At 64.0% G+C, this 15,713-nt stretch carries 12 protein-coding genes; 9 read left to right on the forward strand and 3 right to left on the reverse strand.

The window, feature by feature from the left end; all coding sequences use genetic code 11:
• Nucleotides 1-22 precede the first annotated feature (22 nt).
• The 9 genes from H5P29_RS11525 to H5P29_RS11565 all read left to right on the forward strand — a co-directional run bounded on the left by H5P29_RS11525 (nucleotide 23) and on the right by H5P29_RS11565 (nucleotide 10,275).
• Entirely contained in the window at nucleotides 23-1,066 is a 1,044-nt protein-coding gene (locus H5P29_RS11525; protein WP_067958676.1) for an ABC transporter permease, read from the forward strand.
• A 154-nt stretch (nucleotides 1,067-1,220) separates the two neighbouring features.
• Complete coding sequence (iolG, locus tag H5P29_RS11530) at nucleotides 1,221-2,210, forward strand: inositol 2-dehydrogenase (protein WP_154386436.1); 990 nt, start codon at nucleotides 1,221-1,223, stop codon at nucleotides 2,208-2,210.
• 170 nt (nucleotides 2,211-2,380) lie between these two features.
• Complete coding sequence (gene iolC, locus H5P29_RS11535) at nucleotides 2,381-4,309, forward strand: 5-dehydro-2-deoxygluconokinase (protein ID WP_154386435.1); 1,929 nt, start codon at nucleotides 2,381-2,383, stop codon at nucleotides 4,307-4,309.
• Between the two features lie 61 nt (nucleotides 4,310-4,370).
• Complete coding sequence (gene iolD, locus H5P29_RS11540; RefSeq protein ID WP_154386434.1) at nucleotides 4,371-6,221, forward strand: 3D-(3,5/4)-trihydroxycyclohexane-1,2-dione acylhydrolase (decyclizing); 1,851 nt, start codon at nucleotides 4,371-4,373, stop codon at nucleotides 6,219-6,221.
• A 91-nt stretch (nucleotides 6,222-6,312) separates the two neighbouring features.
• Complete coding sequence (gene iolE / locus H5P29_RS11545; protein WP_182575638.1) at nucleotides 6,313-7,230, forward strand: myo-inosose-2 dehydratase; 918 nt, start codon at nucleotides 6,313-6,315, stop codon at nucleotides 7,228-7,230.
• Between the two features lie 148 nt (nucleotides 7,231-7,378).
• Nucleotides 7,379-7,582, forward strand: coding sequence for a hypothetical protein (locus H5P29_RS11550; protein ID WP_067958695.1), 204 nt, complete (start codon nucleotides 7,379-7,381; stop codon nucleotides 7,580-7,582).
• A gap of 4 nt (nucleotides 7,583-7,586) precedes the next feature.
• Nucleotides 7,587-8,399: a 5-deoxy-glucuronate isomerase gene (iolB, locus tag H5P29_RS11555; protein WP_154386433.1), complete on the forward strand. Its 813-nt coding sequence runs from the start codon at nucleotides 7,587-7,589 to the stop codon at nucleotides 8,397-8,399.
• Nucleotides 8,400-8,442: 43 nt separating this feature from the next.
• Nucleotides 8,443-9,249 (forward strand): 3-methyl-2-oxobutanoate hydroxymethyltransferase, encoded by an 807-nt coding sequence (locus H5P29_RS11560; RefSeq protein ID WP_154386432.1) that lies wholly within the window; start codon nucleotides 8,443-8,445, stop codon nucleotides 9,247-9,249.
• Nucleotides 9,250-9,336: 87 nt separating this feature from the next.
• A complete protein-coding gene (locus H5P29_RS11565; protein ID WP_185910335.1) occupies nucleotides 9,337-10,275 on the forward strand; it encodes an IS481 family transposase in 939 nt (312 codons plus the stop codon).
• Between the two features lie 37 nt (nucleotides 10,276-10,312).
• Here H5P29_RS11565 and H5P29_RS11570 read toward each other — a convergent pair whose 3' ends face one another.
• The 3 genes from H5P29_RS11570 to H5P29_RS11580 are packed head-to-tail and all read right to left on the reverse strand — an operon-like array spanning nucleotide 10,313 to nucleotide 15,222.
• Nucleotides 10,313-11,935, reverse strand: coding sequence for a GNAT family N-acetyltransferase (locus H5P29_RS11570; RefSeq protein ID WP_154387575.1), 1,623 nt, complete (start codon nucleotides 11,933-11,935; stop codon nucleotides 10,313-10,315).
• Nucleotides 11,936-11,970: 35 nt separating this feature from the next.
• Complete coding sequence (locus H5P29_RS11575; RefSeq protein ID WP_154387574.1) at nucleotides 11,971-13,314, reverse strand: HlyD family type I secretion periplasmic adaptor subunit; 1,344 nt, start codon at nucleotides 13,312-13,314, stop codon at nucleotides 11,971-11,973.
• A gap of 12 nt (nucleotides 13,315-13,326) precedes the next feature.
• Entirely contained in the window at nucleotides 13,327-15,222 is a 1,896-nt protein-coding gene (locus tag H5P29_RS11580; protein WP_371818631.1) for a type I secretion system permease/ATPase, read from the reverse strand.
• Between the last annotated feature and the right edge of the window lie 491 nt (nucleotides 15,223-15,713).

Genomic DNA, 15,713 nt, shown 5'->3' on the forward strand with positions numbered 1-15,713 from the left:
TCAGCTCAAGGGTGGAAGAACCATGTCGACGAACGAGATTGCGGGTCCCGCAAACATCATCGGAAGCAAGAAGCGCCTGCCGCCGGAGGTGTCCATCCTCGGCGTGTTGATCGGTATCGCCATCGTCTTCGAGATTCTTGGCTGGATCTTCGTCGGCGACAGCTTCCTCGCCAACAAGCAGCGCCTGTCGATCATCATCCTGCAGGTGTCGGTGATCGGCATCATCGCGGTCGGAGTGACCCAGGTCATCATCACCGCCGGCGTTGACCTGTCGTCGGGCTCGGTCGTCGGTCTCGCCGCCATGGTCGCGGCGAGCCTGGCGCAGACATCGGCCAATCCGCGCGCCGTCTATCCCGCGCTGACCGACATGTCGCCGATCTGGGCGATCCTCGCCGGCCTCGGCGTCGGCCTTCTCGCCGGCATCGTCAACGGCTCCCTGGTAGCACGGACCAAGATACCGCCCTTCATCGCCACGCTCGGCATGATGGTGTCGGCGCGCGGCCTCGCCAAATGGTATACGCTCGGCCAGCCGGTGGCGCTGCTCGACGACAGCTTCACCTGGTTTGGCAAGAGCTTCAACATCCTCGGCTTTCCGCTGCCGCTGCCGGTCATCATCTTCCTCTTGGTTGCCGTCATCTGCCACATCGCGCTGACCTACACACGCTACGGCAAGTTCACCTATGCCATCGGCGCCAACCCGCAGGCGGCACGCGTTTCGGGCATCAATATCGGCGGCCACCTGATCAAGGTCTATGCCATTGCCGGTCTGCTGTCGGGACTGGCCGGCGTGATGACCGCGGCCCGCGCCGCCTCAGGCCAGCCGGGCATGGGCGTGGCCTATGAACTCGACGCCATCGCTGCTGCGGTCATCGGCGGCACCTCGCTCTCGGGCGGCGTCGGGCGCATCACCGGCACTGTGATCGGCACGATCATCCTCGGCGTGCTGACTTCGGGCTTCACCTTCCTCAAGGTCGGCGCCTACTATCAGGAAATCATCAAGGGCATCATCATCGTTGCGGCCGTGATCATCGACCAGCATCGCCAGAACAAGCGCAAGAAGGCGTAAAGAGTGCTTTGGACATGATCTTATCCGAAAACCGGTTTCCACTTTTCGGGATCATGTCAGAATCAGGCCGCCCGGCTTCCCGTCGGCGGGCGGCCCCTCCCCAAAGATCAAGATTGCAGGCCCGGACGGCGCGGGCCAAGGAAATGAGGTTGTCATGACAGTTCGGTTCGGTGTCCTCGGCGCAGGCCGCATCGGCAAGGTCCACGCCAAGGCCGTGGCCTCCAACCCGCAGGCCAAGCTCGTTGCGGTGGCCGATGCCTTCGAAAAGGCGGCCAACGATCTCGCCGAGGCCTACGGCTGCGACGTACGTACGATCGAACAGATCGAGGAAGCGGCCGACATCGACGCGGTGGTGATCTGCACGCCGACCGACACCCATGCCGACCTGATCGAGCGCTTCGTGCTCGCCGGCAAGGCGGTGTTCTGCGAAAAGCCAATCGACCTCGACGCCAAGCGTGTCGAAAAGTGCCTTGCCGTGGTCGAGAAGGCCGGCGGCACGCTGATGGTCGGTTTCAACAGGCGTTTCGACCCGCATTTCGCCGCTGTGCGCAAGGCGATCGACGACGGCGCCATCGGCAAGGTCGAGCAGGTGGTGATCACCTCGCGCGATCCCGGCGCGCCGCCGGCCGAATACATCACGCGTTCGGGCGGCATCTTCCGCGACATGACCATCCACGACTTCGACATGGCCCGCTTCCTGCTCGGTGCCGAACCGGTGGCGGTGACGGCAACCGCCTCGGTGCTGGTCGACAAGAAGATCGGCGAGCTCGGTGATTTCGACAGCGTCAGTGTCATTCTGGAGACCGCGACCGGCCAGCAATGCGTCATCACCAATTCGCGTCGCGCAACCTATGGCTATGACCAGCGCATCGAGGTGCATGGTTCGGATGGCATGGTGGCGGCGGAGAACCAGCGCGCCGTTTCAATCGAGGTCGCCAACGGCAAGGGCTATACTCGCCCGCCGCTGCACGACTTCTTCATGACCCGCTACACCGAAGCCTATGCCGCCGAGATCGCCGCCTTCGTCGCTTCGGTGACCAAGGGTGCCAGGATCTCGCCCGACGGCAAGGACGGCCTGATGGCGCTGAAGCTGGCCGATGCGGCGCTGAAGTCGGCCAAGGACGGCAAGACCGTACGGCTCTAAGCCAACGGGCGGACAGTCGCCTCGGGGCAATTGGACTCGGGGCGCACAGCCACAATCTGTTGATGGAATAAAAATTCCTGATGACGGACAATTGGAATTTAAATTGCATTGTGTGGCCTGCTAACTGATCTGCGGGCAGGCCGGCGCGGCGGAGCGACCGGGAGGACAAAATGACCGACCCCAAGAACCAGCCTACACTCGACGTCATCACCATCGGGCGCGCCTCGGTCGATCTCTACGGCCAGCAGACCGGATCGCGGCTGGAGGACGTGGCGTCCTTCGCCAAGTCTGTCGGCGGCTGCCCCGCCAACATCGCCATCGGCACGGCGCGGCTCGGGCTGCGCTCGGCGCTTTTGACCCGCGTCGGCGATGAGCATATGGGCCGCTACATCCGCGAGCAGATGCTGCGCGAGGGTGTATCAGACGGCGGCATCGTCACCGACAAGGAGCGGCTGACGGCGCTGGTGCTTCTTTCGGTCGAGAACGACAAGACGTTTCCGCTGATCTTCTATCGCGAAAACTGCGCCGACATGGCGTTGTCGGAAGCCGACATCGCCCCCGATTTCATCAAGTCGGCGCGGGCGATCGTCGTCACGGGCACGCATTTCTCGCGGCCCAACACCGATGCCGCCCAGCGCAAGGCGATGAAGCTGATCAAGGAAAGCGGCGGCAAGGTGGTGTTCGACATCGACTACCGCCCGAACCTCTGGGGCCTTGCCGGCCACGCCGCCGGTGAAAGCCGCTACATCGCGTCCGACAAGGTGTCGAACCATATCAAGGGTGTGCTGGCCGGCTGCGACCTGATCGTCGGCACTGAGGAAGAGGTGATGATCGCGTCGGGCGAAAGCGAGCTGCTCGCCGCGCTGAAGACCATCCGGTCGCTGTCCAGCGCGACGATCGTGCTGAAGCGCGGGCCGATGGGCTGCATCGTCTATGACGGGGCGATCTCGGACGATCTCGAGGCTGGCATCGTCGGCAAGGGGTTTCCGATCGAGGTCTACAATGTGCTGGGTGCGGGCGATGCCTTCATGTCCGGTTTCCTGCGTGGCTGGCTGGGCGGCGAGAGCCTGGCGACATCGGCGACCTGGGCCAATGCCTGTGGTGCCTTCGCCGTGTCGCGTCTGCTCTGCTCGCCGGAGATTCCGACCTTCGATGAGCTGCAATTCTTCCTCAGGAACGGCAGCAAGGAACGCGCGCTGCGCAAGGACGAGGCGATCAACCACGTGCATTGGGCAACCACGCGCCGGCATGAGATCCCGTCAATGATGGCGCTCGCCTGCGACCACCGCATCCAGCTGGAAGACATCGCCGCTCGCACGGGTGCGGATGCTCAGCGTGTCCGAGACTTCAAGGTGCTGGCTGTGCAAGCGGCGGCCAAGGTTGCCGATGGCCGCGACGGCTACGGCATGTTGATCGACGAGAAGTTCGGTCGCGATGCGATGTTCGAATTCGCCCGCCATCCCTTCTCCTGGCTGGGACGGCCGGTGGAGCTGCCGGGTTCGCGGCCGCTGCGTTTCGAATTCTCGCAGGACATCGGCTCGCAGCTGGTGGAGTGGCCGGTCGAGCACTGCATCAAGTGCCTGTGCTTCTACCATCCCGACGATTCCGCTGAGCTCAAGGCCGAGCAGCAGCAGAAGCTGCGCACCCTGTTCGAGGCCGCGCGAAAGGTCGGCCGTGAGCTGTTGATCGAAATCATCGCCGGCAAGCACGGCAAGCTCGACGAGAACACCATTCCGCGCGCTCTGGAAGAACTCTACGCGCTCGGCATCAAGCCCGACTGGTGGAAGCTCGAGCCGCAGGCTTCGGCCGCCGCGTGGCAGAAGATCGAGGCGGTCATCACCACCAACGATCCCTACTGCCGGGGCGTGGTGCTGCTTGGGCTCGAGGCACCGCTGGCCGAGCTCGAAGTGGCCTTCGCCGCGACGTCTGACGCATCCATTGTCAAGGGGTTCGCCGTCGGGCGCAGCATCTTTGCCCACGCGGCGGAAGAGTGGATGGCCGGCCGCATGGACGACAAGGCGGCAGTCGACGACATGGCCCAGCGTTTCGAGCAGCTGACCAAGGCATGGCTTGCCGCGCGCGACCGTCGGGCGGCATAAACAGACAGCTGAGGCGAGGCCGGCATCTCAGGATGCGCCGCTGAAGCGGGAGGAGAAGACGATGACCAAGACCGTTCGCCTGACTATGGCGCAGGCGCTGACGCGCTATCTCACACGGCAGATGACCGTGATCGACGGCAAGATGGTGCCTTTGTTCGGTGGCGTGTGGGCGATCTTCGGCCACGGCAACGTCGCCGGTCTCGGCGAAGCGCTCTACCAGGTGCGCGAGGAACTGCCGACCTATCGCGCCCACAACGAGCAGGCGATGGCGCATGCGGCGATCGCCTTTGCCAAGACCAACTTTCGGCGGCGCGTGATGGCGGCGACGAGCTCCATCGGCCCGGGCGCGGTCAACATGGTGACGGCGGCGGCACTCGCCCATGTCAACCGCCTGCCGGTTTTGCTTCTGCCCGGCGACGTCTTTGCCAACCGCGTGCCCGACCCGGTTCTGCAGCAGGTCGAGGATTTCGGCGATGGCACGGTATCCGCCAATGACTGCTTCCGTCCGGTGTCGCGCTATTTCGACCGCATCACCCGTCCAGAGCAGATCATCCCGGCGCTGGCGCGCGCCATGCAGGTGCTGACCGATCCGGCCGAGTGCGGGCCGGTGACGCTGTCGCTCTGCCAGGACGTTCAGGCCGAGGCCTATGACTATCCCGAGAGCTTTTTTGCCGAGCGCGTGTGGACGCCACGCCGGCCGCGTCCGGACCGCGACGAACTGGCTGTCGCTGCCGAGGTGCTTCAAGCGGCGAAGAAGCCGCTGATCGTCGCCGGTGGCGGCGTGCTCTATTCCGGTGCTTCGGAAGAACTCGACCGCTTCGTCCAGGCGACCGGCATCCCGGTCTGTGAGACGCAAGGCGGCAAGTCGGCGCTGACCGACGAGCATGGGCTGAACATGGCGGCGGTCGGCGTCACCGGCACAGCGGCGGCCAATCGGCTTGCCGAGGAGGCGGACGTCGTTCTGGCCGTAGGCACGCGGCTGCAGGACTTTACCACCGGCTCATGGGCGCTGTTCAAGAACGCGGCCAAGACCATCATCGGGCTCAACGTCCAGTCCTTCGACGCGGGCAAACACATGGCCCTGCCGCTGGTGGCGGATGCCAGGGAAGGTCTCATGGAGCTCGGTGCCGCCGTCGCCGGCTACAAGGCGCCTGTGACCTGGACAGAGAACGCCAAGTCAGCCAAGGCCGAGTGGCGCAAGGCAGCCGCCAAGGTGACGGCGGCGACCAATGCCACATTGCCTTCAGACGCTCAGGTGATCGGCGCCGTGCAGCGCACGCTGGGCAGCGATGTCATCGTGCTGCATGCGGCTGGCGGCCTGCCGGGCGAGATGCACAAGCTGTGGCAGGCGGGCGAACCCGGCTCTTACCATTCCGAATACGGCTTCTCCTGCATGGGCTACGAGATTGCGGGCGGCCTGGGCGCCAAGATGGCGCGGCCTGACAAGGAGGTCGTCATCATGATCGGCGACGGCTCCTATCTGATGCTGAACTCCGAGATTGCGACGTCTGTCATGCTGGGTCTCAAGCTCACCATCGTGCTGCTCGACAACAGGGGCTATGGCTGCATCAATCGGCTGCAGATGGCCACTGGCGGCGCCAACTTCAACAACCTCTTGCGCGACTCCAGGCATGAGATCTTGCCTGATATCGACTTCGTCGCGCATGCGAAAAGCCTGGGCGCCAATGCCGAGAAGGCAGCGTCGATTGCCGACCTGGAGGCCGCGCTCGACCGCGCCCGCAAGAGCGACAGGACGACGGTTGTGTTGATCGACACAGACCCGCTGATCTCGACCGGCGAGGGGGGGCACTGGTGGGACGTTGCCGTGCCCGAGGTGAGCGCACGCGCCGAGGTCAATGCCGCGCGTAAGGGCTATGAGGAAAAACTGAAGCTGCAGCGGGTGGGGGATTGAGGGGTTGTGATTGGACCTGGGATGTTGGCGCTGATGGTAGCGAATTGAGGCTGTCTTTTGCGACGGCAGAGAATGACACTGGAGAACTGAAGTGAAAGCCAAACTGGGCATGTCCCCCATCGCGTGGTGGAACGACGACCTTCCGGAACTGAGCGATGACGTGTCGCTGGAGGAATGCTTGGCGCAATCGCGCTCGGCTGGATTTACCGGCATGGAGCAGGGACGCCGGTTTCCGAGCACGCCTGAGGAGATGCTGCCGATCCTGAAGAAGGCGGACGTGACTTTGTGCGGCGGCTGGTTCTCGGGCACGCTCGTCAACGACGACCTCGCCGCCAACAAGGATCGCATCCAGCCGATGATCGAGCTGTTCAAGGCGGTCGATGCCCCCTGTATCGTCTATGGCGAGGTCGGCCGCTCGATCCAGGGCGACCGCTCGAAGCCGCTGGCAACCAAGGCTGTACTCTCCGACGACGAGATGAAGGCCTATGCCCGAAAGCTGACCGCATTCGGCGAGTGGTGCGCCGAGCAGGGCATGCCTTTGTCCTATCACCACCACATGGCTGCGGTGGTGCAGTTCGAACACGAGCTCGATGCCTTCATGAAGCAGTCGGGCGAGGGCATCCCGCTCCTGCTCGATGCCGGCCATCTCGCCTTTGCCGGTGGCGACGTGTTGCGTGCCATCGACAGCCACCACAAGCGCATCAGCCACGTCCATGTAAAGGACGTGCGTCTGGACGTCATCAAGGCGCTCGACTGGACCAGGCAGTCTTTTCTCGACGCGGTGGCCCTGGGCGCTTTCACCGTGCCGGGCGACGGCTCGCTCGATTTCGGTGCGATCGTGCAGAAGTTCGCCGACCATGGCTATGAGGGCTGGTTCGTCGTCGAGGCAGAGCAGGATCCGAAGAAGAGCCCGCCGCTGAAGATGGCTCAGGTCGGTCATGCCGAGTTGATGCGGGTGATGACTGCGGCGGGCTACACGGTGGAAACACAGGGCTTTCCCGCCGCATGACCCCGAAAGTCGGCGTCGATTTGTCGGGATGGCTGCCTCCATCACGGCGTCCTTTGCGGGGCTCCGACGCGCGGCGCGTAGTGCTTGAGCGTCGCGCGGGGGCCGGTTACCATCCGCAGAAATTGATCGGCGAGGCAACACGCAATTGATGAACGACCAGAACCATCCGTTCCTTCGCCCGTTGTGGAGGCGCATAGCGCTGGTCGGCTTCTGCGCCGCCTGGTCGATCTTCGAGTTTGCCACCGGATCCGCATTCTGGGGCACGCTCGCGGGCGGCATGGCTGCGCTCGGTGCCTACCAGTTCCTCATCGCCTACAAGCCTGGCGACGACGCCGCCACCGACAAGGAGTGACGAGATGTCGAGACTGCTGATCAAGCCGAAGCACGGCACCGGGCGCGTCACGCACGTCACGCCTGAATCCGCCGGCTGGACTTATGTCGGTTTCGACCTGCACAAGCTGGAACCCGGCGATACCTTCGGCGACTGGACGGCCGACCGCGAAACCTGCCTGGTGCTGGTTTCGGGAAAGGCGCATGTGCGGGTCGGCGAGGACGATCTCGGCATGCTCGGCGAGCGCATGTCGCCCTTCGAAGGCAAGCCCTGGTCGGTCTATGTGCCGGCTGGCGGCGACTGGTCGGTCAGGGCCGACACGAATGTCGAGCTCGCCGTCTGCACGGCTCCCGGCCTCGGCGGAAACCTGCCGGTACGGGTGATCGGTCCCGACGACGTCAAGCAGGAAACGCGCGGCAAGGGCACCAACACACGCTACGTCACCAACATTCTGCCCGAAGGCGATCCGGCGGATTCGCTGTTGGTGGTCGAGGTCATCACACCAGGCGGCCACACCTCGAGCTATCCGCCGCACAAGCACGACGAGGACAATCTCCCCGCTGAATCACTGCTGGAGGAGACCTATTACCATCGGCTCAACCCGCCGCAGGGTTTTGCCTTCCAGCGCGTCTACACCGAGTTCAACGATGCCGGGCATCGCGAGATCGACGAGGCGATGGCAGTTGAGGATGGTGACGTGACGCTGGTGCCCAAGGGCTATCACCCTTGCGCTGCCTGCCACGGCTACGACCTTTATTATCTCAATGTCATGGCGGGGCCGAAGCGGACCTGGAAGTTCCACAACGCCAAAGAGCACGAGTGGCTTCTGAAGGCCTGAGGCGTCAGAAAGCCCAATATATTCCAGGAGCGAGGACGAAACGATGGCACGCAACAGGCCAACGGTCGCGGATCTGCGCGCGTTGAAAGGCAAGAGGCAACTGTCGAAGCTGCGGGTGACGTCGCTTGAGGAGGCGGAGGCGGCCGAGCGCGCCGGCATCGACCTGTTGTCCGTCACCTATGCGCTGATGCTCGACCCGCGCTTCCGCGATGCGGCCCCAACATGTTTTGCCGTGCCCGGCGACGAGTACGGCATGATGGGGGCGACATCAGACGAGATCCTGCGCACGGCGGTGAAGCTCAAGGCGGCGAGCGCCGATGCGGTCTACTGCTCGGCGAGCGACCGGACCATCCGCCGGCTGGCGGACGAACATATCCCGGTCTGCGGCCATGTCGGGCTGATCCCGACACATTCGACCTGGACGGGCGGCTTCAAGGCGGTCGGCAAGACGGCAGAAACGGCCGAGCTCGTCTGGCGGCAGGTCAAGGCGCTGGAGCAGGCGGGCGCTTTTGCAGCCGAGATCGAGGTGGTGCCGGCCGAAGTGGCGAGCGCGATCTCCAGGCGCAGCTCGCTGGTGCTGATCTCGATGGGCGCCGGTGCGGGCTGCGATGCGCAATACCTGTTTGCAGAGGACGTGCTCGGGCTCAATCGCGGCCATTATCCGCGCCACGCCAAGGTGTATCGCAACCTCGCGGCTGAGCATGACCGCATCCAGCAGGAGCGGATTGCGGCGTTCAAAGAATATGCCGGCGACATTGCCAGCGGCGCCTATCCGGCGGCGAACCATATGGTCGGCGTCGACGCCGGAGAGATGCGCAAGTTCGAGGATTTTCTGAGCGGGCAGGCCTAGGTGTCGAAGCTATGAAGGTTGTTCATTCGAGGAGGGACTGAGAAGCTGGGGTTGCGAAGCCAACCAACCTTCAGTGGAGCTCCCCGAATGAACGTCCATAAGAATGCGCGTCTGACGCCGTCAGGTCGAGTGCTTTTGGTGCAACGAATTGAACAGGGCTGGAGCGTGCGGCGTGCTGCCGGTTCGGCCGGGGTTTCGGAACGAACGGCTTATCGCTGGCTCGACCGCTACCGGGCCGGCGACCGGGTTCTGCACGATCGCAGTTCGGCTCCGCACCGCTGCCGGCATCGGCTGGCAGCCATGCAGGTGTCGCGGATCGAGCAGTTGCGGCGCCAGCGCATGACCGGGCCGGCAATTGCCCGGTCCTTGGGCCTGGCGCGCTCGACGGTAGGCTTGGTGCTGCGCCGGCTGGGACTGAACCGGCTGGCCTGGCTCGATCCCCGGCCCCCGGTGTTGCGCTACGAACGGCAGCGGCCGGGCGAACTGATCCATATCGACATCAAGACCTTGGGCCGTATCGACGGCGTTGGCCATCGGATCACGGGTCAGCACCAAGGCCATCATCGCGCCCGAGGCATCGGCTACGAACACCTGCATGTCGCCATCGACGATGCCTCGCGCCTCGCCTATGTCGAACTGCTGCCCAGCCTGAGCCGGGATGATGCCACCGGGTTCCTCAACCGGGCACTGGCCTGGTACGCCAGGCTGGGCGCCAGGGTTGAGCGGGTGATGACCGACAACGGCTCGGCGTATCGCTCCAAACTGTTCGCCCAGGCACTCCAAGGTGCCGGTGCCCGACACATCCGCACAAGGCCCTACACCCCGCGCACCAACGGCAAGGCCGAGCGCTTCATCCAGACTTCGCTGCGCGAATGGGCCTATGCCAGGCCATACGCCTCATCGAACGAACGCGCCAAGGCCATTCACCAATGGGCAGCCAACTACAACCTGGCACGCCCACACTCGGCCCTTGGAGGCATCAGCCCGTTCCAAAGACTGAACAACCTTCTTGGAAACGACACCTAGGCCTGCCCGCTCCGGAAGGCGGTTCGCATATCGGCGTCTAAAGCGCCGAACTCAGAACGCGCGTCACCGACTTCCGATCCGGATTGAGCATGATGTAGCTCGGCCGGCTTTCAAGTTTCAGCCGCTTGAGCATGATCCTGGTCTTGGCCAGCAGCGTGTCGTCGCGCGAGGCGGCTTCAAGCTTGTGCTCCAATGCTTCCAACGTTTCGATGGCGTTCTCGATGCGGTCGAGTGCTGCGAGGCTCTTGGCGAGCGAGAATTCGGCGCCGGCGAAATCGGGTGAGAGCGACAGCACCTTGCGGAAGGCTTCCGCCGCTTCGATGTGCCGGGACAGCGCCTGCAGCTCCATGCCAAGCCTGAGCCAGGCCTTGGCCGATGTCGGCACCGAATTGGCGAGCGTCTGGTAATGCGCCAGCGCCTCGCGGTGTTCGCCCTTGGCCGACAAAAGCTGGCCGATGCCGTAGAGCGCGCGGGAATGGCTGGCGTCGGTGGCAAGGATCTGGCGGTAGCCGCTTTCCGCCCGTTCCAGCTGCCCCTGCTGATGCAAACGCGTGACCTCGGCGAAGATGCCGTTGAGCGACCGGGTATCGAGGCGATCACCGTTGTTGCGTCCGCTCTTGGTGTAGATCTGGGCGCAGTTGATCTTGCTCTCGGTCACACCGAAGGCAAATTTGTACGGCTCGTCGCCGCGCAAGAAATCATAGGTGGTGAGGCCGTTCTCGATCGCCAGCTTGATGCAGTGGCCGTGCAGTATCAGGCCGGTGGGGACGGAGGTGACGGCCTCGTCTCGGCCGGCCATGAAAAACAGCAACGCCTTCTTGACCGGATCGACGAAGATGGCGAGCCCACCCAGCGGCCGGTCGCCCTGCCACAGGACTGGCAGGTAAAGCGTGCCGTTTCGGAAACTGTCCCGTAGCACGCGGCGATTGTTGTGCAGGATGGCGGCGAGCCGGTCGCCCTTGCGGGCGCCCCATTTTATCCGCCAAAGGTCGAGCAGCGTGTCGATGTCGCGCTCATAGGTGTCGGCATCGGCGCGGGTGATGCGCAATTCCCCCGCATCGACCTTGCGCAGGAAGCGCCGCAGCTTCTGCCTGGTGTTGGTGCTCAGCACATTGTCGAGATAGCCGTCGAATGTGTCGGGCAAGGCGGCCGCGAAGCAGCGGCAGTTGTCGACATTGTCGGCGGCATTGACGCGGCTGAACTCGCGCATGGCAAAGATGTCGCGCGAGAACTGGCCGATGAAGGCAAAGACGCGCTCGCGCGACATGCGCAGGTTTTCGAGATTGAGCCGCGCCCAGCCCATCTGGGCAACGTGGCGGCCGAAGGCCTTCAACGCCATTTCGGCATGGACGGGATCACAGATGGCGCCGGTGTAGTCGGCGGCATTGTTGCCGGCCATGCTGATTTCGTTGAAGAATAGTCCGGTCTTGCCGCTCATGCGGGTGCGCATACGCAACGGCATGAGCGCGACATAGGGCGATCCCGGATTGCCGAGGCGCGCGGCAAGCACGAACCAGGCGCCCTTGTAGAAGCGCATATAGGGCACCAGCCAGGCCCAGGAGACGAAGAACTGCGCCTCCGGATCGGCCTTGTACAGGCGCTCCCAGTCCTGCCGCAGCTTGGCCAGCGTTTCAACATCCGTAATGACGTCGACCTGCATCTCTGTCCCCCTCGATGACATGGTTTCCCCTTCGCTCAACGTTCCATGAAGGCGCGCGACATGCTGTCGGCAATCGGCTTTGTCAGATACCGGAAGAACGTCCGCTCCTCGGTCTGGACCAGCACCTCAGCCGGCATGCCCGGCGTTGGCGTGAAACTGCGGACACGTGCAATCTGGTCCGCCGACAGGCTGACGCGAGCGACATAGACTTCGCGCGCGACCGGACCCGATGTGTCCGGCAGCGCGTCAGCGGAGACATAAATCACCTCGCCGTCGAGCACCGGCGTGGTGCGCCGGTTGAGTGCGGTAAGCTGTACCGTTGCCTTCTGGCCGACACGGACACTGTCAATGTCGGTGCGGGAGATCAGCGCTTCGATCACCAGCGGCACGTCCGATGGCAGGATTTCGACGATCGGCTTGCCGCTTTCGATGACGCCGCCCGATGTGTGGTAATACATGCGCACGATGGTGCCGGCGACCGGTGCGTTGATGGTGACGCGGCTGAGGATGCTCTTCGCCTGGCGAAGCTGCTCGCGGATGGTATCGAGGTCGCCCTCCAGGTTCTGCAATTGCTCGAGCGCGGCCTGCTTGTAGGCTTCTTCTGCCTGCTTGATCTGCTGGTCGAGCCTGATGACCTCGGCGCCGATCTCGGAAACCTGGGCGGCGAGGCGGCCGATCTGCCCCTCGGCATCGGCCATGGCGCGCTGGATCGCCTTGATTTCGGTAGCCCGGAGCAGACCCTTGTCGAGCAACTTCTTCTTGCCGGCATATTCTTCCCGCATGAGCGTCAGTTGTCGGCGCACGGCAGCCAGTTGCTCGTCGTAACCCCCCGATCGATAGGCATAGGCGGCAATGTTCTGCTTCAGCAGGCCGATCTCGCTCTGCAGTTTGCTGCGCGCCGCTTCAAAGGCCAACTGCTGGCCATCGACAATCGGCTTGATCTCAGGGTCGTCGAGGTTGTCGGTGACATTCTTGGGGAAAGCGATGCTTGCTGCGCCGCTGATCTCGGCATTCAGCCGCGCAGCGATGGCATCAAGGCGAACCTGGCGAAGGAAGAGCTGACGCTCGCTGGCCTGGGCCGCCGTTTCGTCGAGGCGCACCAGCGGCTGGTCGTAGGTGACGACATCGCCTTCGCCAACCAGCAGTTCCTTGATGATGCCGCCTTCCAGATGCTGCACGATCTTGTTCTGGCCGGCGGCGACGAACGAACCCTGGGCGATGATGGCGGCGGCGAGCGGCGCCGTGAAAGCCCAGGTGCCGAAGCCGCCAAAAGTGAGTGCTATGAGCAGGAGGCCGATCTTGGTCTGTTTGCCGATCGAGCGCGGCACGTCGGCGTACCATTCGAGGTCGTGGACCTTGACGATTGCCGTATCGCTCATGACTTTGTCCCCTTACGGAATCTGATGGCCGAACGAGCCGCCCTCGATGCTCAGCCCGCGCTGGGCAAGTGCCTGGAGCACGTCCTGGCGCTTACCGAACAGGGCCACCGTGCCGTTGACCAGCAACAAGATCTTGTCGACGCTCTGCAGAAGCGCCGGGCGCTGGGTGATGGTGATGACGGTGATCTTGTTTTCCTTGGCGTGCTGGAGCGCGCGGGCAAGTGCCACGTCGCCGGCGGCGTCGAGGTTGGAGTTCGGCTCGTCGAGCACGACCATGCGCGGATTGCCGAAGAAGGCGCGGGCGAGGGCAATGCGCTGCTTCTGGCCACCGGAAAGCGGTGCGCCGTCGGCTGCGACGAAGGTCTCGTAGCCATGCGGCAAGGTGGCGATCATTTCGTGGACGTCGGCGAGCATGGCCGCCTGGTAGATATCGGCGTCGCTGGCATCCTCGCGCATGCGGGCGATGTTGGCCTTGATCGTCGCAGGGAACAGCTGAACGTCCTGCGGCAGATAGCCGATGTTCTCGCCGAATTGGCGCTGATCCCAGTTACGCAAATCCATCAGGTCGAGGCGCACATTGCCTGATGTCGGCAGGATCGAACCGACAAGCATCTTGCCGAGCGTGGTCTTGCCTGCGCCCGAATTGCCGATGATCGCAAGGGAGTCGCCCGGGGCCAGGGCAAAGGTGATGCCGTTGAGCACGACTCGCTTGGTGCCCTGTGGCACGAACAGCAGGCGTTCGACGTCGAGGCGGCCTTCTGGCCGCGGCAGGTTCAGCCGTTCGAAATTGAGCGGCGAGCTTTGCAGCAGGCTGGCGATGCGGCCATAGGCGGCGCGCGATTGTACGACCTGGTTCCAGCCTTCGATGGCACCCTCGATAGGGCCGAGAGCGCGGCCGGCGATGATCGACGCGGCGATGACCATGCCGCCGCTGAGATGGCCATCCAGGGCGAGATGCGCACCCCAGCCTAGCATTGCGACTTGCGTCAGCAACCGCACTGCCTTGGATGTTGCGGCGAAGGCGATGTTGCGGTCCTGTGCGAGGACTTGCGCCCTGAGCGAGCCGGCCGTGTCCTTGCCCCAGATGCGCACGGCTTCCGGGATCATGGCGAGCGCGTTGATGATCTGCGAATTCCGCGACATCGAGTCGAGATGCAGGTTGGCCTTGCTCTGGAACGAATTGGCTTCGCTGAAGGAGGCAGCCGTCGAGCGCTGGTTGATGATGGTGATCACGAGCAGCAGCAACGCCGATGTGACGACGATGAAGCCGAGATGCGGATGCACAAGAAACACGGCAAGCACGAACAATGGGGCAAGCGGGGCATCCAGCAGGGACAGCAAGGTGCCCGAAACGAGGAATGAGCGCAGTTGTCCGAGGTCGCTGAGCGTCTGGTATTCGCGGCCGTTGCTGTGCAGCGCGGCGCGCGCCGCGGCACTCAGGATCGGTGCGCCGAGTTGCGCAGCCACCTCGACGGCGGTCCGCATCAGGATGAAACGACGGATCGCGTCGAACATCGCCTGAAGGATCACGGCGCCGACGATCACGATCGTCAGCATGACCAGAGTGTCAACGGAGCGGCTGGTCAGCACGCGATCGGAGATCTGGAACAGATAGAGCGGGATTGCGAGCACGAGCACGTTGCTGGCCAGAGTGAACAACATGACGATCAACAGGTTGCGCTTGACGACGTTGAGGCCGATCTTCAGCGAGGCGGAGAAGTCGATCGGGCCAAGGCGCTTGTGGAAGACGCCGCCACTGCCACCGCCGCCGCCACCACCACCGCCGCTACCACCGCTGTCGATGTCGCCGCCGCTTGGGCCTTTGGCTTCAGGCAGTTTTTCCTTCGGCTTGATCGGGCCGTTGTCGGCGTCGATCACCTTGCCAACCGGCATCGACGTATCTTTCATTTCAGTCTTTGCCGGTCCCTGCGGCTCACTTACCCGCATGTCGGGGCGAGGGGGAGCCGATGCTGCCGTGGTTGCCGGTTGCGGCGCCTCTTTGGATTCAGGCCTGGCCTGAGGAGCAACTGCCTGGGGCTGGGGCGCGGCAATGGGTTCCTCCGGAGCCGCACGCTGAGCCTGATGCGGCGGCGTGCCGGGCGCTGTTTCGGCGGGGGCAGACGCTGGGGGGCGTTGAGCCGTAGCGCTCCGCTCCGGAGGTATGATCGAGGGCTCTGATGGCCTCTGGGGTGGTTGATGCGGGCCCGCCCGTACAGCCTGCGGCGCAGGGGTCGAGGTTTCCGGTGACTTGCGTTCTGCCTGAGCGGTCGGCTTGTCGCCGGCAGCGTCGCGCAACTCGCCCACCACGTTGTCGATGTAGCGTTCCAGCCTGTCGAGCGCCTGCTCCTGGGGAGCTATTGCACTCGACAGCCGAGCCTGCGGCAAGGGCTTGGGCTCCG

The organism is Aminobacter sp. MDW-2 (assembly GCF_014250155.1).
GTDB classification, from domain to species: Bacteria; Pseudomonadota; Alphaproteobacteria; order Rhizobiales; family Rhizobiaceae; genus Aminobacter; species Aminobacter ciceronei.